The 20,367-nt window shown below is 69.0% G+C and carries 17 protein-coding genes; all 17 read left to right on the top strand.

Annotated elements, in window-relative coordinates; translation table 11 throughout:
• Positions 1 to 58 precede the first annotated feature (58 nt).
• The gene (locus Ato02nite_RS09530; protein ID WP_213006063.1) at positions 59 to 1,717 is read left to right on the top strand and encodes a DUF4314 domain-containing protein; all 1,659 of its coding nucleotides are present in this window, start codon (positions 59 to 61) and stop codon (positions 1,715 to 1,717) included.
• Positions 1,718 to 1,839: 122 nt separating this feature from the next.
• On the top strand, positions 1,840 to 2,679 hold the full coding sequence (locus Ato02nite_RS09525; RefSeq protein WP_213006062.1) for a MarR family winged helix-turn-helix transcriptional regulator: 840 nt from the start codon (positions 1,840 to 1,842) through the stop codon (positions 2,677 to 2,679).
• Positions 2,680 to 2,823: 144 nt separating this feature from the next.
• A complete protein-coding gene (locus tag Ato02nite_RS09520) occupies positions 2,824 to 3,516 on the top strand; it encodes a hypothetical protein (RefSeq protein ID WP_213006061.1) in 693 nt (230 codons plus the stop codon).
• Positions 3,513 to 3,851 (top strand): hypothetical protein, encoded by a 339-nt coding sequence (locus Ato02nite_RS09515; RefSeq protein ID WP_213006060.1) that lies wholly within the window; start codon positions 3,513 to 3,515, stop codon positions 3,849 to 3,851. The genes Ato02nite_RS09520 and Ato02nite_RS09515 overlap by 4 nt, the downstream gene beginning before the upstream one ends.
• Before the next feature lie 483 nt (positions 3,852 to 4,334).
• A complete protein-coding gene (locus Ato02nite_RS09510) occupies positions 4,335 to 4,748 on the top strand; it encodes a hypothetical protein (RefSeq protein WP_213006059.1) in 414 nt (137 codons plus the stop codon).
• Between the two features lie 96 nt (positions 4,749 to 4,844).
• Positions 4,845 to 5,186, top strand: a complete 342-nt coding sequence (locus Ato02nite_RS09505; RefSeq protein ID WP_213006058.1) for a hypothetical protein — start codon at positions 4,845 to 4,847, stop codon at positions 5,184 to 5,186.
• A 231-nt stretch (positions 5,187 to 5,417) separates the two neighbouring features.
• Positions 5,418 to 6,101, top strand: coding sequence for a hypothetical protein (locus Ato02nite_RS09500; protein WP_213006057.1), 684 nt, complete (start codon positions 5,418 to 5,420; stop codon positions 6,099 to 6,101).
• A gap of 117 nt (positions 6,102 to 6,218) precedes the next feature.
• On the top strand, positions 6,219 to 6,422 hold the full coding sequence (locus tag Ato02nite_RS09495; RefSeq protein WP_213006056.1) for a hypothetical protein: 204 nt from the start codon (positions 6,219 to 6,221) through the stop codon (positions 6,420 to 6,422).
• Positions 6,423 to 6,655: 233 nt separating this feature from the next.
• Positions 6,656 to 8,959: a DEAD/DEAH box helicase gene (locus Ato02nite_RS09490; RefSeq protein WP_213006055.1), complete on the top strand. Its 2,304-nt coding sequence runs from the start codon at positions 6,656 to 6,658 to the stop codon at positions 8,957 to 8,959.
• A 469-nt stretch (positions 8,960 to 9,428) separates the two neighbouring features.
• Entirely contained in the window at positions 9,429 to 11,474 is a 2,046-nt protein-coding gene (locus tag Ato02nite_RS09485; RefSeq protein WP_213006054.1) for an ATP-binding protein, read from the top strand.
• Positions 11,475 to 11,607: 133 nt separating this feature from the next.
• Positions 11,608 to 12,333, top strand: a complete 726-nt coding sequence (locus tag Ato02nite_RS09480) for a hypothetical protein (RefSeq protein ID WP_213006053.1) — start codon at positions 11,608 to 11,610, stop codon at positions 12,331 to 12,333.
• A gap of 215 nt (positions 12,334 to 12,548) precedes the next feature.
• Positions 12,549 to 13,262: a hypothetical protein gene (locus Ato02nite_RS09475; protein WP_213006052.1), complete on the top strand. Its 714-nt coding sequence runs from the start codon at positions 12,549 to 12,551 to the stop codon at positions 13,260 to 13,262.
• Entirely contained in the window at positions 13,259 to 14,173 is a 915-nt protein-coding gene (locus Ato02nite_RS09470) for a hypothetical protein (protein WP_213006051.1), read from the top strand. The genes Ato02nite_RS09475 and Ato02nite_RS09470 overlap by 4 nt, the downstream gene beginning before the upstream one ends.
• 348 nt (positions 14,174 to 14,521) lie before the next feature.
• On the top strand, positions 14,522 to 15,634 hold the full coding sequence (locus Ato02nite_RS09465) for an AAA family ATPase (protein ID WP_213006050.1): 1,113 nt from the start codon (positions 14,522 to 14,524) through the stop codon (positions 15,632 to 15,634).
• A gap of 52 nt (positions 15,635 to 15,686) precedes the next feature.
• Positions 15,687 to 17,399, top strand: a complete 1,713-nt coding sequence (locus Ato02nite_RS09460; protein WP_213006049.1) for a vWA domain-containing protein — start codon at positions 15,687 to 15,689, stop codon at positions 17,397 to 17,399.
• A gap of 562 nt (positions 17,400 to 17,961) precedes the next feature.
• Positions 17,962 to 18,921: an ATP-dependent DNA ligase gene (locus Ato02nite_RS09455; RefSeq protein WP_213006048.1), complete on the top strand. Its 960-nt coding sequence runs from the start codon at positions 17,962 to 17,964 to the stop codon at positions 18,919 to 18,921.
• A 489-nt stretch (positions 18,922 to 19,410) separates the two neighbouring features.
• On the top strand, positions 19,411 to 20,295 hold the full coding sequence (locus Ato02nite_RS09450) for a hypothetical protein (protein WP_213006047.1): 885 nt from the start codon (positions 19,411 to 19,413) through the stop codon (positions 20,293 to 20,295).
• Positions 20,296 to 20,367 lie beyond the last annotated feature (72 nt).

Raw genomic sequence — 20,367 nt, 5'->3', positions numbered from 1 at the left:
CGGCATCGCGCAGGCCCACCTCGCAGTCCCGAACCTCATGAGCAAGGAGACCTCAGCCGTGAGCACCTTCCGACCCGGGCAACGGGTCCGCCTCGAGCACACCAACGACCCGCACACCGACCTGCGGCCCGGTGACACCGGCACCGTGCGCCGTCATGACGAACAACAGCAGACCGTCTACGTCGACTGGGACAGCGGCTCCACGCTGTCGATGTGCCTGGACGCCGGCGACCGCATCACCGCCGTGCCCGGCGGGGACAACACCGCCCAACCCGAGGTCGCCTCGTGGGCGACAGCGCTGCGGCAGCTACGCAACGCCGGGGCCGTGGCGGGTGCGACCGCCGCCGACTGGTGGGCCCAGGACATCATCGGCGGCCGAGCAACCGGCGATGTACGTCCCGCCGCCCGGCGCGTCCTCACGGGCATCAAGGACGGCGACCCCGCCGTTCTCGACACATTGCCTGGCCTCGATCTATTCGGTCAGGAGGCGGGCAGCACGAGCGAGGCCGACCTGTACACGGACGCGGCCGGCGACGTCGCCGCGTGGGAAAGCCTCAACGACCACCAACGCGAGGAGGCGATCGACGCCTACCGCGACACGTTCGACACCGCCGTGCTTACCCGGGTGACCGAGCTGTGCGGGCTGGCCTCCAGCCCGACCGGCCGCGACGTGTCCTACCTGCACCCGGACAAGGTCCGGATCGGCAGCGTCGGCGTGTTCTCCGGCGACTGGGCCTGGACCGAGGGCTCCGACGGATCTCAGCGCATCGGTGTCGGGTTCGTCGGCACCCTCATCGACCGGTGGAACGGGTGGGCCGTGTTCTCCTGCACCCGGCCGGTCGCCGAAGCGATCGTCGCCGACCAGCGCCACCAACGTGACGAGTACCAGCAGTCTCTGCGCGACCAGGGCGTCCCCGAGGCCGACCTGAACCAGCAGGTCGGCCAGTCTCTGGCAGACCTGCGGTTCGACGGCGACGTCATCGTCGCCGACCAGCGGGCCATGTACGACGATCCGCAGGCCATCGAACGTATCGAAGCCGACATCGACGGCCGGTACGTGGTGATGGGCTGGAACTGGTGCTGGGATGCGGTCGACCCGTACGCCTGTGACCGCATCGTGGGCGACCTACCCGAGGCGGGCGAGCAGCAGCAGTTCGAGATGCTGCGCCACACCCCCGGCATGCGGGTCCCGCACAACCGGCTATACCTGCGCATGCTGCGGCTGTGGCCGGTATCGGGTGACCTCGCGTACGTCGCCGCGCTGATGCTCGACGACCAGCGGATCGGCACGGTCGGCAACGACGGTGCCAGCGGCGGCACCGACGTGGTGCTGACCCACCCCGAGACAAACCAGGACCTCCTCAGCCGATACCTGGCCGGGTGCCGCTACCAGGGCCGGCCCGTCACCATGCCACGGCTGATGGACGCCCTCGCCGACGAGTACTACCTGGCGCAGGCCGTCGCGCAATCGCAGGCCGAGGGTGCAGGCCAGCTGCGGCTGGTCGACGACACCGGCCACACCCTGTCCCTGCGCCCCGTCAGACCGGCTCCCCGTGGCTGGGCCGAGCTATCCGAGCTGGGGCGCCGACTCGCCGCCGAGTCCGGCACGGCTGCGGCGACACAGTGGCTGATCTGGACCGGCACCCACTGGATGAACCTGCCTCACTCTTCGGCACCACGTCCTGACGCGGCCCGGCACACCGCCGAGCAGCGCTGATCAGCAACGCGACCGCCTGAACCACCACCGCCAGGCGCTCACCGGGACGCTGACCAACGGCCCCGGTGAGCGTCCGGTGGCACTGACGCACGACTCAGACCACGGACGAAAGGAAACTGACCATGACCGAGACATCGTCTCCGGGAGCACACACCACCATCCGCGTGCTCGCCGCGCTGGCCGAACTCGGCGAGACCACCGCCGCGGCCATCGCCGCGCACGTCGGCGTCGCCTACTCCACCACCACCGCGAAGCTGCGCACCTGGGAGGACACCGGGCAAGCCGAGCGAGTCCGCACCAGCGACGGACGCACGCTGTGGCGGCTGACCGACGCCGGCCGTGCCGCCACCGCGACCGCAGAGCCCCACCATGCGCAGACCGACCCCGCGCCGCACCCCGCTGACCAGCCGGAACCCGACATCGCGAAGGCCACGACGGCCACGACAGCGGCCACGGCGGCACCGTCCGACAGCCCGGACACCGCCCCGTCCACCCCGATGGCCGACGACCCAACGAGCCGGTCCGAGCCCGCCGCGCAGCCGCCCTTCGGACATGACGAACGGTCCGAGAGTGTCACGTCGGACGCCGGCAGCCGGCAGCACGTCGAACCCGCTGTCCCGTCCGCTGCGGATACCCAGGGCGACACGGAGCCGGGCGTACCCGCCGCCACTCAACGTGATGCCACCGCTGAGGGAACCAGCAAGGACGCGACCACGCGGGGACGGCGCGCACGAGGGAGCTTGTCCGCCGCCATCTTGGCCATCTGTCAGGCCCGCCCTGACCACCAGTACAAGGTCGGTGAACTCAGCCGGCTCATCGACGCCAACAACGCCGGCACCAACGCGAAGCGAGTCAGCCAGGGCGCGGTCTCCAACGCTTGCGCCAAACTCGCGACCGCGGGACTGCTGACGCAGACCGTCGACAAACCGGCCACCTTCCAACTGGCCCGTACCGGCGCCTGACCGACCACCGTGCCGATGAGCCCGGAGGCGGACGTCGCAGTTACCTTCACCCGCCTCCGATGCTCCTTGATCGATGTCTTCGAGGCGGTGCAGCCGTACGGCGACGTGCAGCGCCGCTACCGTCGACGCAAGAGCTGAAAGGTTATGACCATCGACCACGACGTAGGAACGAGCATCACTGTCGACCAGGCCGGCTCGCTGCTCTACTCCTTGATCAGCGTCTCCACCTTCGCCCTGGCGATTCTGATCATTCTGCGGTTCGCCGTCCATAGGTCCGGGCTCGTCGAGGAAGTGACGGCGTGGGTGGGCCGGCGGCGAACCAACCGGATCTTGATCGTCGTGGAACTCCCCGTTGAGGCCACCGCGATGCGAGCCGCTACTGCAGGGCAACGCAAACCTCGGTTCTGGCGGCAGCGGCACGGTGTCGAGTACCTAGCGACGTACAGCCGGGCGCGGCTCTACCTGAAGGTCGCCGAGCCCGGTGACACCGTGCACGACGCCGTACGCTGCCTGTCGCGTGCCCGCCCTGACCTGGTCCTCCTCGCCGGACTCTGTCGCGGGTTGCACCCCGAGCGTCAGGGCGTGGGTGACATTGTCCTTTGCCATCGAGGTGTGTCCGTCGTGCCAGCGAACTCTGTCCCGGCGAAGGTCTCTGCCAGCGAAGTTTGTCCTTGGCGTCAAGACGATCGATCTGAGCCGCAGATCCAGGCCGGCGAAGATGTGGCTGGCCGTGTTGGATTCGAGATCGAGTTCGCAGAGGCGACGGGCTCGCGCTGCCGCACAGGCGGGCTATGGTGTCGCATCGATCTTCCTCAGCTGGCAGCATGTGCCGGATGACTGACGACCTGACCACCTGGCTCCGCGAGCGCCTCGAAGCTGACTCCATCCGACTCACTACGCTCGCCTCCGAGCGCGCCGCGACAGGTCGGCCCGATGACCGGGTCATCGTGCGCATCGCCATGGACCAGGTGTCCATGATCGGCGCACAGACGCGGGTCATCGAGATCGCGGAACAGGCGATCGCCAACGGCATCGCCGTCCAGCAGTTCGAGCAGGCCTTGAAGTGGATGGCGTACCAGCGCCAAGGCGAGGGCTACCTGGACACCTGGGCTCCCGACGGCGTCGACCTCGTCGCCACGCTCAGGGACTTCGAGTTCGACCAGGACGACTAGCGAGCTCCACACGATGCCTCGTTGCAACCATCGCTGACAAACTTCGCTGGCAGAAACCTTCGCCGGGACAGAGTTCGCTGGCACGACGGACACACCTCGATGGCAAATGACAGACATCGTGCTCGGCTCCGCCCTGGCCCAGGTGGCTTTGCTCGCGAGTTGCGACACCAGCGGCCCGTGAGTCTTGGCTCCATTGATCGGTTCCGCCGTTGATCAATCTCCGCGAGTTTTGACCGCACTCCCGTCCGCCGTCACGGATTGGCCGGAGCCGGTGGGGCCGCGTAGGGAGCCGGACAAAGGAGTTCGTTATGTTCAGAGGCAACGCCACCGTATCGTTCGCCGATTGTTGAACTGCACCACGACCGACCAGCCACAGACGTGCGTAAGGAGTAAACATCCGTGCCCCTGCCTCTCGGAGACACCCTCATCGACGACTCTCGCCTGCGCACAGCGCTCGACGCACTCCGCGGAAAGCCGCCTCATGTGACCGTCGATGACCTACCTCAAGACCGGGGCTACCGCGTCGGTGCGTTGCTCGCACTCGCGGAAGTCGCCGCGGCCGGCACAGAATCTGACAGCTTCCTCAAAGGCTATAGGGCGACCCTCCATGGGCTGACCGCCGGCAGCGAGGAAGCAGTCGTTCAGGGATGGGCGGTGCTTATCCACGAACGCCTGCAGCACACCATCGACTCGATAGATCCAGGAGACCCGCGCGGCGCCGTCATCGCCGATTCACTGGCCGCGGCCGCGGCCGCGATCAAGCTGCGATTCCTGCCCGTGAACGAGGCCGGCGAGATCAAAACGCTCATTGCACAAGCCGAGGCCAACCTCAGCCGGGCGCTTGACGCCGTAACCGAGCTACGTGCTGCTCTACGCGCCGAAGGTTTCGACGCGTAGTCGCGTACCGCGTCCCGACCGCTGCGCCGTGGTGTCAATACTCGCAGACACGAAATCGACCGACGATCAAGCGGTGTCAAGAGCGCCGTTCAAACGGTGTCCAGAACCGCAGAGATAGCCACCCAGGTACACACCGACTCGACCGCACCGGACGGCCTTCGGCTCGATCCAGAGTTCGAGGAGCCCTACTACCTGCTCGTGGCACGTTTGCGCGTGCAGGAGCGCGTCGAGTTCGAGGGGTTCGTGCTCTGCCACGGCGACCTGCTGACGTCATGGACGCTTGCCGAGGATTTGGCCAAGCTCCCCCGCACCCTGGCGGCCACATCGGATCGATCGAGGGTGTATGCCATCGCGGCCCGCCTCGCGCCACGCTGCGCCGGCTGGGCGGCGGTCAGAGCCGTCGCCTGGTACGGCCAGCACCGCACCCACCGCCAATGATGACCTTGCCGCTACCAACGTCGCGGAGCTCATCGTTGCCACAGCCACGAGCACCGCACTGAACCACCGCTAAGTCCCACCCCCGTGGCCGGGCCGGAGCCCGCCACCGGCCAACGTAGAAAACCAACACCCCAAGAACTAAGGAAGGCCCCGCAGCCATCGGCTGCGGGGCCTTCCTGTCTGCATACCCATCTATCTCCACCCCCTTCTGCGCGATCGGAGCGTCCCACCGTGTTGTTCTTCGACACTGTCCACGCCATCACCGAATACCTCGTGGCCGCCGTCGTCCCAGCCGCGAGCCGCACCCTCGTCGTCCACCGTCTGACCCAGGCCCCCGTGCTGCTGGTGGTGCTCGACGAGCACCGCGCCACCGCCGGCCTGCGGCTGCGGCGCACGCTGCAGATCCCGCTGCCGCACGGCACGGCCTCGCGCCATCCGTTGGCGCTGCTGCTGCGCGACACCGCCGAGGCGCTCAGCCGCCACGGCGCCAGTCACCCGATCCTGCAGGCCGTCCACACGCTGCGAGCCGCAGGCGACCGGGCCTCGGTCGGTGACCGGGCCCTGACGTGGGCGGCCCGCTACACCGACATCGACGTGTCCACCGGCCTCCCGCAGCAGGTAGTACGCATCGACGGTGTTGATGTCGACGGCCGCTCCTACCAGCTGAGCCTGGCACCGGGCGAGACGTGTCCCGTCGCCCACCTCAACGATCGGCCTGACCCGCACGAGTCATCGCAACCGCCGGGCTGTCGGCACTTGCCGCTGCGGTCACCCGCCTCACCTGCCCCGGCGTGCCGGCATGAGCGACACCGGCCCCGCGCCCACCCAGCCTGCCGCCGGATCCGAATCCCGCGACGCCGAGCGACTGCAGCGGCTGCTCACCGTCGTGCGGCGCCTGCAATACCGCATCGGTGAACAGTTCGCCGCCGCCGTCAACGACGGGCGCCTCGACATCGAGGTGGCCAACAGCATGCTCGAAGCCTTCGGGAGCCGCCGCTGCCGCGCCGCTGGCGGGTTCACCTCAGCCTGCCGATGGTCTGCGAAGTCACCGCCGAGACCGCCGAAGACGCCTTCGACGCCGCCGCCGAGCTCATCGACAACGCCGTGCGCGCCACCGACACCGGCACCGCCATCGACATCGCGTTCGACACCCGCGAGGACCAGCGGGCCACACCGGGCGGGGTCGACACCAACGCCGTCATCACCGACTGGGTGGACCACCACCTGAGCACTTGATCTTCCCCGCACACCACGCGTCGATCGACGCCTACCGGCGACCACCCCGGTCGGCGGCTACCCGCGGTGAGCAGACCGGGCGGCCGGCTCGGTCTCGCCGACCTGCCGACGAAAGGACCACTGCCCATGTCACGACCACACCTCGCCTGTCCTCCTCGCGCTCGCACAGCCGCGAAAAGCAGGGCGCATCAGCAGCTAACGGCTACGGCCACCGGCACCATCGGACGCCGCCGATGACCGGACCCGGTCCGCTACGGGTCGGCGCCAACGCTCTGCCGGACACTGTCGGCTGGCAATGCCCCGCCGTCGACGCCGCCGTCAACCACCTCCGCGACAGCGGCCGCGGACAGATCCACGCCGCATGCGGCACCGGCAAGACCATCACCGCCGCGCATATCGCCACCCGGCTGTGCCCGACCGGCAGGATCGTCGTAGTGGCCTGCCCGACCGTGGCTCTGGTCGGGCAAGCCCTCGCCGTGCTCAGCCCCACCGCCACAGCCACCCTGGCCGTCTGCGGCGACGACGCCGTGGCCGACACCGCCGTTCACCCCCAAGATCTACCCACGACCGTCGCCACCGACGTCGACACCATCACCGCCTGGTTACGCACTGCCGCCGCCGGTGTCCGGCTGATCGTCACCACCCACCGCTCGGCCCAGCTACTCGGCCAGGCGCTGCTGCAGGCAGGCGAGACCGCCGACATCCTGGTCGTCGACGAGGCGCACCACAGCGCCGGCCACGACGGCAAACAGCTCGCCGGGCTGCACACCGATCACACCTTCCCAGCCCGGCGGCGGCTGTACCTGACGGCAACCCCACGCGTCGATGACACCGACGACGACAACGCGCTGTCGATGGACGACCCTGAGGTGTTCGGCCCGGTCCTTTACCGGTACACGTTCGCTCAGGCCATCGCCGACGGCTGGCTCGACGACTACCGCATCGCCGTCGTCGGGGTCAGCCGCGCCGAGATCCTGCCCCTGCTGCGCGACCTGACCGCGCCACCGGGCCTGCGTACCGGTGGTGACGGGCCGCTGCGAACGGCGATGGTCGCGGCGGCGTTGAGTCGCGCCGCCGCGGAGTTCGACCTGCGCAGGACCATCGTCTACGCCCCCCGCATCGCGGCGTCGCGCGCTCTGGTCGCCGCGTTGGCGCCGATCGCCGCGGCCCTGCACGACCCGCAGCAGCCGATGCCCAAGTTGACCTGCCACCACGTCGACGGGCGACACAACGCCGCCCAGCGGCGGGAGTTTCTCACCGACCTCGCGCATCCGCCCGACGACGGCTGGACCGTGCTGTCCAACGTGCGCTGCCTCGGCGAAGGAATCGACGTGCCCGCCATCGACTCGGTGGCGTTCAGCCACCCCAAGTCCTCGGTCACCGAGGTCATCCAAGGTGTCGGACGTGCCCTACGCCGCAACCGCGACGGCACAGGTGTGGCCACCATCCTCATCCCGGTCCTGGTCGACGACGACGCAGAGTTGTCGGCACAGGCCGACGCCGACGGCTACGCCACCGTCTGGCAGGTCGTCCGCGCGTTACGCGCCCACGACGACGCGCTCGCCGCAGCCCTCGACCTGCAACGCCGCGGCATGGCCACCACATCCGCCACCGCCCTCCCCGACAAGATCGTGGTCCGGCTTCCCGACGGCTACGACATCGACAACTACCTGCGCCACCTGACCGTGCGACTGGTCACCGCGACAACCTCACCGTGGTGGGAGGGCTACGGCGCCGCCGCCCAATACCACGCCGAGCACGGGCACCTGTTCGTCCACGTCGATCACGTCACCAGCACGGGCTACCGGCTCGGCTCCTGGATCCACCACCAACGCAAAGCACGCCGCCGCGGCCAGCTCCCTGCCGCACGGATCCGCGCATTGGACACCCTCGGCATGCTCTGGGACCCCCGCGGTGCCCGCTGGGAGACCGGCCTGCTGCACGCCGCGCAATACCGGGCCCGGGAAGGCCATCTTCGGGTTCCTCCCGACTACGTCACGGACAGCGGCTACCGGCTTGGCCAATGGATCCGCCTGCAGCGCAAGAAGTTCAACGCCGGCCAACTGGATGCCGATCGCGCCGCCGCTCTGCAACGGCTGGGCATCGAATGGGATCCCTACCAGGCGATGTGGGAGCGCGGCATCAGCCACGCCATCGCCTACCACGCACGGACAGGCCACCTGAGGGTCCCGGCCCACTATGTCGATGCCGACGGCTACCGGCTCGGTCAGTTCATCGTCGCGCAACGCATGCTCCACCAGCGAGGCACCGTCGCCGCCGATCGGATCAACGCCCTCAACCTGCTGGGAATGAAATGGAGCCGCAGCTTCGCCGAGAGCTTCGCCGACGGTCTGACCCACGCCCGCGAATACCACCGCCTGCATCAGACCCTGCACATGGCCAAGGCCACGACCAGCCCCGACGGCTACCCGATCGGGGCCTGGCTCGTCCGGCAACGCACCAAACTGCGTGCGGGCACCCTCGCCGAGGCCGCCGAAGCTGCCCTGGATGCCATCAGTCCCACCTGGCGTGACTGAACCACCGGCACAGCCCGATCGTCACGCCAAGCACCGCCCTGGCCAGATGCCGTCGCAAGTGATCGAGGCACGGCTGGGCGTAGCGCATTCGCGCTGCGCGCCAGAGGCGGTCGAGCCCGGCGTCCTTGGCCCGCGAGCCGGCCCACCCCACCGACCGCATCACGCGACACGCCAGCCGGCCAGGCCGGCAGCCTCGCCTGCTTTCTCGCTCGAGACGCCCACCGGCCGGCTACACCCATGTCGCCGCCCACCTCAGTGGCGCGTCGCATCACCGCCCCACGCGCAAGGAGCCGCCAGACGACCTCTGACCAGCAATGACAGGCGCACGACACGGCAAGACCACAGCACACCAGAAGGCCGGCCCGGACACCCCCGGGCCGGCCTTCTGCCATTCACCTCCCCTGAGGAGCTCACCGTGGATTCCGTCCACCCCCCTACCAATTCCCCCCAACGGCACCCTGAGGCCGCGATGCCGGCCCTCGCGCCGCTACCGGCCACCGTCGACACGCTCGCCTATCCGATCTCCCCGGACTACGTGAAGTCCTGGACCCCGGTCCGGGCGATCTGTGAACTCATCGCCAACGCCCTCGACGAAGACCCGCAAGCCCGGGTCGTCTGGGCCGACGGCGTCCTCACCATCACCGATACCGGGCCGGGCATCCCCGAGGAAGGACTCATCCTCGGCTACTCGTCGAAAACCAACGCGCAGATCGGCCAGTTCGGCGAGGGCAAGAAACTCGCATGCCTGGTACTGGCCCGCAGCCCGCACATCGGGCAGGTGCGTTGTGACACCGTCGGTTACGGCTTCACCCCGACCGTCGAACATCGACGGCTGCTCGGCGGACTAATTCCCTCGCGCTCCGAGCAGGGAGCGGAGGTGTTGATCTACCACCTGTTCCGCACGACGCGGACCCAGGGGACCGTGATCAGCATCGTCTGCCCACCAGAGCCGGCCGACGAGGCCATCGGCCGGTTCCGGGCCCTGAGCGAACCCGGCTACACCGCCCCCGACGCCCCGGGCCGGTGCGTGCTGACCGGCGAGCCGGGACGCGTCTGGATCGGCGGCGTGCTGGTCTGCACCATGCCGGGCTTCCTGGCCTCCTACGACCTGCCGCTGGACGACAAAGCACTGCAGAACCGCGACCGGACCGTCATCGAGGCCGGCGCCCTGCGCGACGCGGTCCGCGCCATCCTCGCCGACAGCCAGGACCCCACCATCGTGGACCGTTTCGCCACCCACGTCCTGGCCGGGCACAAACTCCGCGAACAGGAACAATTCTTCGACAAGGTCAGTCAGCCACGACCCCAGGCCGCGTGGCGGTCCTGGGCCCGCGTGCACCTACCGGCCCAGACGTTCTACACCGACCCAAATCATGAGGAAGCAGCCCTCGACCTGCGGGACAAGGGCTTCACCGAGGTGACCGCCAACGGACTGTCCAGCCACCAGCGGTGGGCGCTGATGCACCTGCTCGGGGTCGAGGCCGCCCGGCAGAGCCAGCGCCGGCACTACGAAAAGACTCGCAACAAAACCACCTGGGTGCCCAACAGCGCGCTCACCGACGAGCAGCGCACTGCGCTGGCTGAGGCCACGCTGCTGGTGCGCCGCGGGATCGGGGCGTTCGCCCTGGACGGGGTGCGGGTGTACTCGGCCAGCGAGACCAATTTGTGCTCCGACGGGTTCTACAACCCCCAGACCGGTGGGGTGGCCGTCCACCTCAACGCGCTGGCCGACCGGTACCGGCTGCTCGGCGTGCTGCTGCACGAAGCGGCCCACCGCGTCGCGCATCGCGGCGGGGGCCGCTGGATCCCGGTTCCCGACTGGGCCGACCGCTGCCGCGGTTTCGAGCACGTGCTCGGCGACTTCGCCGCGCAGATGCTCGAGTACCTCGCCGACGGCGCCCCGTTACCCGACCTCGACGAGACCGCGCAGCAACCCCCGGCAACGGGTCGGGCTCGCCGGTCCCGGGTGGACGATCCCGCCGTTCCCGTGACCCGCCGCGAGCTGGCCCACCTGATCACCGACCGGTTGCCGCAGGCACTCGTCGCCGGTGGCTTCACCGACGCCAAGGATCTGGTCGCCTCCACCGCGGTACACCCCGACGTCTGGCGCACGCTGACCAACCCGCGGGCCGCCGGGTTCCGGGCGAGCATGGGCCGGGGCCGGGCCTGGAACTACGACAAGACCGCCCTGATCGCCGAGGCCCTCGGCGTGCACACCCCCGTGGTGTGGCTGGGTTACAACCTGTGCGAAGGAGCCATGCTCGGCCGGCGCCGCGAAAAGTGGGGACAACCCGGGCAGTGGTCGAAGAAGATGCGCGAGGCCACCGAACGCGCCTGCGCTGACCTGGAAACCCTCGGCGGCGCCTACGCCGACCAGGTGCCCGCACTGCGCGCCCTGCTCACTGGGCAGACACCCGCACCCACCGGGGACGACAGCTGGCAGGCGCCGGCACGCGAACTGATCGCCCTGGAACGCGCACGGCTGAACCTCACCACCGACACCGCTACGCAGTGACGGCAATCCGCCGGTGAACGGGCCGGACGCGGCACCGCCCGCGTCCCGGCCCCGGCCGCTGCGCACTGCGACTGCCCGCCACCGGGCGTCACCCACGAATGCACCGCCACCCAACAAGAAGGAGGTGGTCGCGATGAGTGCTCACATGAGCCTGCGTGACCTGTACCTGCCCGCCGACCGCATCCCCGACCTACCCGCCGCGAAAACAGCGGCGACCACCTTGTGCCGCAACGCCACCATCGAAGACCTGCGGACCCTGCTCGACAACGACTGGATCGAGCACCCCAGCCTGTACGGCTACGAGCTGTCCGACGAGCAGATCCGCCCCCACCAGGCGCAGCTGCGCGTCACCGCCGAGCAGCGGCTGCACGAGCTGCTCGCCGCCTTCATGACATCGCTGGCCGAACGCGACGTGGTCCGCTTTCCCTACGACCGCACCCGCAGCGAGAACCCCGGCCACACCGTCGACGCCTACGTCACGGGCGGGGTGACCCCCAGCGACGCCCTCACCGACAGCTACGAAGCCTGGGACATCGCGTACGCCGACGACAAGTTCCCTACCGGCTGGTGCGTGCAGCTCAGCGCCGCCCTCGGGCTGATACACCCGCAGGCCAACGGGCCGACGGCGGCCACCGTCACGTTCTACCGGTGGTCGAGCAGCCCGGCCGGCGAGACGGCGGCGCCAGCGGACTTCACCTACACGTTGACCGTGGAGCAGCGCGACACCCTGCAAGGCGCGTTGGAAGACGCGTACCACTCCCGCGACGACGGGGTCGACGACAGCTTCCCGGTCGATGGGGAGCTGCGCGAGAAGTACGAACGGCTCGCCGAACACTTCGGGCTGACCCCCGACTGGTGACACGGCACGTCCCACACGCCCTCACTGACCCGCCCTGACGGGACACGTCCGCCGACGGCGGCGTTACCTGACCTCAGGGAGCTACGCACGTTTCTGGCATCACCGGCCTGCCGGCCGACCACGAACAGACACCCCGCGCCACGCGGGCCTGTTCGCACCGCGCCGGCCGGCCCGGTCGGCGCGGTCTCTTCCCTTACCGAAGGAGACCACACCCCGTGACACGAACACCGAAAGCGGACAGCGCCCGCTTCGCTCGACTCGAACTGCACGAGACCGGCGGCAACGACGTGCTGCTGCTCGGCCCCCGCCACCACCGCCCCTGCACCGATGACCTGGTACTCGGCGTGCAGCACCGCACCTACGGCGACTCCTCACGGCGCTCGATCCTGCTCTCGCGGGCCCAGGCCGGGGAACTGCTGCAGTGGCTGGCCGCCTGGTACGAGCACGGCTGGGACGCGGTTCCTCGGACCGAGGGCCCGACCAGCGCCGACGTCATCGAGCACTACCGGGCCATCGCGGTCCGCGAACGCCTCCGCGCCGACCACGAACGGCTCGACGCCCACCGGCTCCTGCACGCCGCGATCGCGCTCGTCCCACCGAGCTGCCGCAGCGAGGACCTCGACGCGGTCGCGGTCGAGCAGGGCCGCGCCTTCGTCCGGCTGGACCGCGAACGCGAACGCCTCGACCAGATCCGAGCCGCGCTGGCTACCGGGCTGGTCACCCTGCAACACGCGACAATCGCCACCGCCGATCAGCTGCGCACCGCCGCCGGCCGGATCCTGAAGGCCAACCGCCCCGAACCGGTGCAGGTCACCGACGCCGACGCCGCCGACAGCCCGCTGTACGACCGGCAACGGCTGGTCACCGCAGCCGACCTGCTACCCACCACCACATCGGTGGCTGAGCCGACCGGCGGGGCGCGGCCGTGACCATCTACCAGAGCGGCCAACGCATCCTGCTGATCCGCACCAGCGACCCGCACACCGCACTGCGGCCCGGCGCCCTCGGCACCGTTCGCCGCCACCATCGGCACACCAACATTGTCGACATCGACTTCGACACCGCGGACAGCGTGTCGATGCGGCTCGACGACGCCAACCAGATCGCCGCCGTCGACCAGCCCACCGAACTCGGCCACCCCACTGGGACCGGTGACACGGCCACCAGGCCGGGCCCGACCGCCAGCGGCATGACCGACGGGACGTTCGTCCACGTCGTCGAACTCCCGAACTGCGACATCCACCTGCAGATGCACGGCATGGTCGTGCCCGCCGGCTACGACGGCGCCACCCGGCTCGGGCCGTGGGCGAACATGTGCCCGGCCTGCTTCACCCTCCACGGGCGCGGGCTCGGAATCGGTCGCGGGCAGCGGCTGCTGGTCGAAGGAGCTGGCTGGATCGCCAGGTGGCTCGGCCCGGGAGACGATTTCCGAGGAGAACCACTCACCGAGGAGCAGGCCGGCATCGAGCTGTTCGACGGCACCGTCTACGTCGACAACCGGCAGGGTCTCGCCGAGCTGGGCCACGCCCTCGCGCGCCGCTTCACCGACCCAGCACCCGACCACCCGCCGACGACGACCGCAGCCGACCCACGGCACGACCCGCCGGACAGCGCCGATGACGGTGCGCGCGTCGAGGAGCTGCTGGACGAGCTCATCCGCCACGCCGCCCAGAACCCGCGAATCTTCGTCGGTCGCGTGCGCCTGGAGTGCGTCATACCCGACGTGGAGGATCCCTGGGAGGTGGGACGCATCTGGCGGTACGGCAACACGTTCTACGTCGCACCAGACATCGACGGCGACAGCGACGCAGACATCAACACCGTCGGACCTACGCCCTGATCCCGGCACCCTCGCGGACAGCCCGGCGGTGATCGTCACGCCCCGGCGCCGCTACCTGATTCCGGCGTCCGGACTACGGCCAGGCCACCCGGCCTGACCAGGTAACCGTCCCGTCTCTGTTCCACGTTCGGCGCGGGCCTTCGCCCCGCGCCCTTTCTCGTCCCGGTCGTCCCGGCCGGCACGGCAACCCAACCCGCTTCGGGTGGCTGCCGCGGTGCCCCGGGACAACCCGGGGTGCCGCGGCAGCACCCTTTGTGCGCCAAGGAGCACCCCATCGATGCGAACCCCAGTCCCGTCCTCCACCCTGCCGGCCCTCAGCCCGGCGCTGGCCAGCCCGGCGGCCGGCCGATGACTCACCCAGGGCCCGGCACCAAGAGTGGCCTTCCGAAACTGTCCGCCGGCAGACTCCGCGCTCAGGTCCTGGCCGTCATCGCCGCGGCACCCGAGCGCCAGCACAGCGCAGGGGACATCGCCAAGGTCCTCGGCGGCCGGTCATCCGGCGCGGTGCGCGCCGCCCTGCAGCGCCTCGAAACTGTCGGCCACGTCGTCGAGCAGCCCGCCGGCAGCCGCCGCTATCGCGTCACCCCCGCCGGGACCGCCGCCGCCGACCCGAGCACCACACCGTCCACCGCCGCACCCGCCGCGGCGGCAGCACCTACGAGCACGACCGGGCCGGTGCGCCGCCCCGGCGGCATCTGGTACCAGCCGCGCCGGCTGGCCGGCGGACGCGACGTCGACGTGCTGCGCCGCCTACGCGCCGACGGCATCCAGGTCCTGCTACAAGGACCGCCCGGCACCGGCAAGACCAGCCTGGTCGAGGCCGCGTTCTCCGACGTGATCACCGTCGGCGGGCACGGCGACACCAGCGTCGAGGACTTCCTCGGCTCCTACGTCCCCGAGCCCGGCGGCGGCTACATGTTCTCGCACGGACCGCTGGTGACCGCGATGCGCGAGGGCCGGGCGCTGTTCGTCGACGACGGCACCCTCATCCCGCCCCGCGTACTCGCCGTGCTGTACCCGGTCATGGACGGCCGCGGCACCCTGACCATCCCCGCCCACCACCACGAAGCCGTCACCGCGCAACCCGGCTTCTACGTCATCTTCGGCCACAACCCCGGCGTGCACGGCGCGATCCTCACCGAGGCTCTCGCCTCCCGCCTCTCCGTGCACATCGAGGTCACCACCGACTTCACCCTCGCCCGCTCGCTCGGCGTTCCCCCCGACGCCATCACGGTGGCCCGCATCCTGAACCAGAAACTCCGCAAGGGTGAGATCGACTGGGCGCCGCAACTGCGCGAGCTGCTGGCGTTCAAACGCATCGCCGCCACCCTCGGCCTCGACGCCGCGTTCGCCAACCTCGCCGGAATCGCCCCCGAGGACGACCGCGACACCGTCATCGCCACCATCAAGGACAAGGCCCGGCACACCGCCAGCCCGCTCAGCCTGGGCGAGCAATGCTGACCCCGCGATCGGCCCCGAGAGATCGTCTCTGCTCCGGTCGGGAGGTCTGCTGATGGCAGCTGAAACCGGACACGTCCAGCACCCAGCCACCCCACCCGACCCGACGGCGACGGCGGGCAGCGCGGTCGCCGACCCCCGCTGGCATCGGTGGTCGGCGGCCTGGACCAAGCAGATCGCCGTACTGACCGGCCGCACGGACGTCACCGTCACCGTCGCCCCCGGCCTCGGTCACGGCGCGCCCGCCTGCTACATCCCCTCACAGCACCGCGTCGAGGTCGACGCCACGATCATCGGCGATCCCGAGATCACCGACCCGGCCCGGCCCGGCCACAAGAAGGATGTGCCCGCACCGTACGGCGCGCTGGTCCACGAAGCCGCGCACGCCATGCACAGCCGGTGGACGGACCCGCCCGGCACCGCACCGATCCTGTCCCACATCGCCGGGATGCTCGAGGAATCCCGGGCCGAACTCGGCCACCGCCGGCGCCGGCCCCGCGACCGGCAATGGCTGCGCGCGTGCGTGCGCACCATCGTCGACCCCAGCAGCGCACCCACCGACACCGCCTTCAACGCCGCCTACGCCGCCGGGCTGCTACTGGCCCGCGTCGATACCGGCATCCTCAAACCCGCCGACGTCCGCCCGCTGCGCGCCGCCGCCACCCGCGTGCTCGGCAAACGCCTGCTCCGCAAGCTGCGCACGCTGTGGCGCGAAGCGCACACCGTCGCCGACGACGACGCCCCAGCGATGATCGACCTAGCCCGCCGCTGGTGTATCGCCCTGGGGATCGACCCCGACGCCGCCCCGCAAATCCCCGCCCCCGGCAGCGGCACAGGCACAGGCACAGGCACCAGCATCGCGGGCGCGATCACCGCCGTCCTGGCCGCCGTCGTCGACCTCCCCCCGCTACCGCCCGGCGGAGAACCCGGTAGCGGCGAGCCCGACGACGAGGACGCCGCATCCCCACCCGCGCCGGACCCGGCAACCCTGCCGCCGGTGCCCAAATTCCTCGGCGACGGACCGCAAGCCGAGTGGACCAGCCGAACACCACGCCCGGCCGAACTACGGGCGGCGCGCGTCCTGGCCGGCGCCCTGCGCCGGGCTCAGGCCCGCGAGCCGATCATGATGCGTCACGACGCCGCCCTACCCCCGGGAAGGTTACGAGCGCGTGCCGCAATCGCCGGTGAGGCGCAGGCCGCCGCCGGGGCCGTGCCGACCGCCCTACCCTGGCAGCGCACCATTCGCCAGCAGGCACCCGCCCCCGAACTTAAGGTCGCGGTGCTAGTCGACGTGTCCGGCTCCATGCGGTCCTTCGTCGATCCGCTGTCGTCGGCCGCGTGGATCCTCGGCACCGCCGCCCACAAAGCCGGCGCCCGCAGCACCACTATCGCCGTCGGGGGCCGGGCCACCGTGGTCATCGCTCCCGGACAGCGGCCCGGCACCGTCTCGAAGCTCAAGGCCGATGCCCAGGCGGAGTGTTTCGACGTCGCGGTCGGCGTCGCCCACAACCTTCTCGACCTACGAACCGCCGGAACCGCACGGTTGCTGGTCGTGGTCTCTGACGGGCTGTTCTACCGCAACGGCTACGACCACGCTCAACGCACCATCGACTGGCTCACCGCCACCGGCTGCAAAGTGCTCTGGCTCGCCCCGGCCGACCAGAGCACCCACACCTACACCCGCGTGACCACCATCGAGGTGAAAGACCCCATCGACGCGATCGCCCTGATCGGTAAAGCCGCCACCCGGGCCTTAGCAGGAAAGTAGCCCGCCGAACGACACGAAACGCTGAGCGCCCACAGCTGCGAGCACTCCGCACCTTTTGGTCGACGCGAACACCGGCGCCTGGAGCACGCAGGCGAGTACAGCTTCGAGGGAGCCGGCAACTCGTGCCGGTCATCTACGGCCGTCGGACATAACGTGCGGAGCAACTGGGCGTGGTGGCCAACCAGACGGAAAGTCCGCGAGGGACCGGGGTCAGTGTTCAATGCGCAGCGCGCCTATCGCCGCGTCGACTCGACCGCCGGTACGTGATCGAAGCTTCGAGTGATAGATCGCGTGGCGGTGAAACGGCGGACCTCGGCACATGGGTGAGTGTGACCTTCAGTGACTCATTGCTTCCGTGTGTTCCGAGCGTCCGCCGGTTCTTCCACGATCGCGTCTGCGCAGGTCATCAGCAATATCATTGATCAAAGAACAGTGATGTAGTTCGGCGGCACCCGGCCACCCGGCCATGTATGAAATGGTCATTCCGGCACGCGGGACACGTTGTGATCTTTAGCGTCGGAATATGCTCAGGCCGCCGGTAGAGCCGATGCGCTGCGTAGGGGTGGCCGAGCTGCCCGAGCCACGGATGTGCCGCGGCGGTTGCGCCTACGAGGTCAAGTTTGACGGTTGGCGATGCCTGGCGTTCTCCCGGCAGGATGGGGTTTACCTCCAGAGCCGCCGGGCCAAGGACCTCACGCCGTTTTTTCCTGACGTTGCCGCTGCGGTACGCGAGACGCTGCCGGCGGGCACAGTGGTCGACGGTGAGCTGATCATCTTCGATACTGAGGTAGGCAGGACGGTGTTCCCGGCGCTGCTCGGACGGATCACCGCCGGGCGTCGTTTGCGTCGGGAGGCCGCGGCTCGGCCGGCGAACCTGGTCGTGTTCGACGTGCTCGCCGCCGCCGGCGACGACCTCACTGGCCTGCCACTGCGCCAGCGGCGAACCCGGCTCGAGCAAATGCTCGTCAACGCGCCGCCCACGCTCGTGCTCTGCCCGCAGACCTACGACGTCGAGCTGGCCCGCACCTGGTTCGACGAGCTGGGCGTGACGGGCGCGGAAGGCTTGGTCGTGAAGGATTTGGCCGGGGTTTATCGCGTTGGCGGCCGAGGTTCGACCTGGTGGAAGTACAAGCGCAAGGTCACCGTCGAGGCGATCGTCGGCGGGGTGATCGGCGCGGTCGAGGAACCGCGAGCGTTGCTGCTCGGCCGCTTCGACGACCACGGCCGTCGGCTACGCTACGTCGCCCGGACCGTACCGCTCGCGCTGAGCCAGCGCCAGGAGATCGGCCGGATGCTCACCGCTTCCGGCGGCGTCCATCAGTGGCCGCAACCGCTGCCCGCCGCCTGGATCGGCCAGGTCGACCGCCGCGAGCCTCAGCCCTACCAGCAGGTCGAACCGTTGCTTGTCGTCGAGGTCGTGGTCGATCAGGCGTACGACCAAGGCCGATATCGCCATCCCGTTCGCTTGCTACGCCTACGCGCTGACGTTGATCCGGCCGACGTGGAACGGTGGCGGCCGTAGGCGAGCCCGCCGACGCCGGCGAACAGGTCGACTCAGTGCGTCGAAGACACCGCGCTCGGCGAGTCGACCGGCGGCGTGAGAGTCGCCGGCGTCAGCGCGGCCGCGCAATGCCTCGAAGTCACCGCGCTCGGCTAACACGTCGACCAGCCGGTGAAGTTCGGGCACCACCCCAGCGAGACCCGCTCGCGCGTCGTCGGCCGACCCCGCTGTTCACGCACTGTGACGGGTGCTGAGACAGGGCACGCCTTGTCTGCGGCATGAGAGCGCGTATCGATGGTCGGTAACGAAGGCCGCTACGTTGCTCGGGTAGACGAGCGGGCTCGCGACCACGTCGCCGATGTTGTCGTCCGGCCGGGACGTTGTTAGCCATATACGAGGCTGGAGATCTCCGTCCGGACCGTACACGCTTCCGACGGAATTAGCGATGGACGGCGCGCGGCAACTGCTGTAGGTGTGGGGCTGCAATGTCCAACCAATCAGGAGGCTTCCGTGCATGATGCCATGATCGATGAAGCCCAACCCTCTTCTGGGCCACGTCGCCGATTCGGCATTTTGTCGGTTATGGCAGAGGTCAACGATGCCGCACTTCGATTTCTTGTTCTCAGTTTGAACACAATTCAAGACCGCTTCGAGTTTGAGTTCATTCCCTTTGACTCGCAGGATCAGATGCTAATAGGTTTGCGTTCGAACTCGCCTGTCGATCGGGAAGATATACGCAACGGTTGCGCAGCTTTCCAGGAAAGGCAATTCGGAGTATTTCGTCGGCGTGCTGAAGGATATCTGACGAAAGAGCTGCCACCAGATCGCATCATCGTGTTGTCGACCGTGCGGTTCTCTGACAACTTCTATAGCCTACGCTGCGACCGCATCTCTGTTATCGCACTCGGCAACTGGAAGCGCTCGATGGCGCCTCCGTCCATCCTCGAATTTATCCTGACCTTGATCGTGCGTGAGGTGATCGCGTCCGTGAGCCCGAGACTGAGCGGATCGGTGCACGTCGGAACAAAGGGCTGCCCCTGCGACTTCACGCCGTCTCTCGATGAGGTGCGTCAGAAGGTTTTATCGTCGTATCTGTGCCAGTACTGCAGGGGCGCGCTCGCAGACGATGGCGTCAGAGAGACTATACCCGACATCGAGAAGATGCTCGCCAAATCATGGATCGGGTCACCGGATAATTCATCTTCGGTCGCCGCGATAACTTCGGCGTTAGGACATGATCTATTTCTCGTGAAAGGTCTTCGGCCAACATTTTGGGAAGGATTTCTGGTCACCCTCCGCCAAGAGGGATCCAAGCAGATGATTACCATGACTGCGTCGATCGTGGCCGGAATCATAGTAGCAGCATTGCTCCTTCTCCTCGGACTCAAGAAGTGACTGAACGACCACTTTTGGCTGGCCCGAGGGCCTTTGTGCGACGCACTCAATTCGGCAAATCCGCGTGCGTGG

The organism is Paractinoplanes toevensis, assembly GCF_018332695.1.
GTDB classification, from domain to species: Bacteria; Actinomycetota; Actinomycetes; order Mycobacteriales; family Micromonosporaceae; genus Actinoplanes; species Actinoplanes toevensis.
The sequence above is the reverse complement of the archived record's forward strand: the minus strand, read 5'-3'. Positions and strand labels throughout refer to the sequence as shown.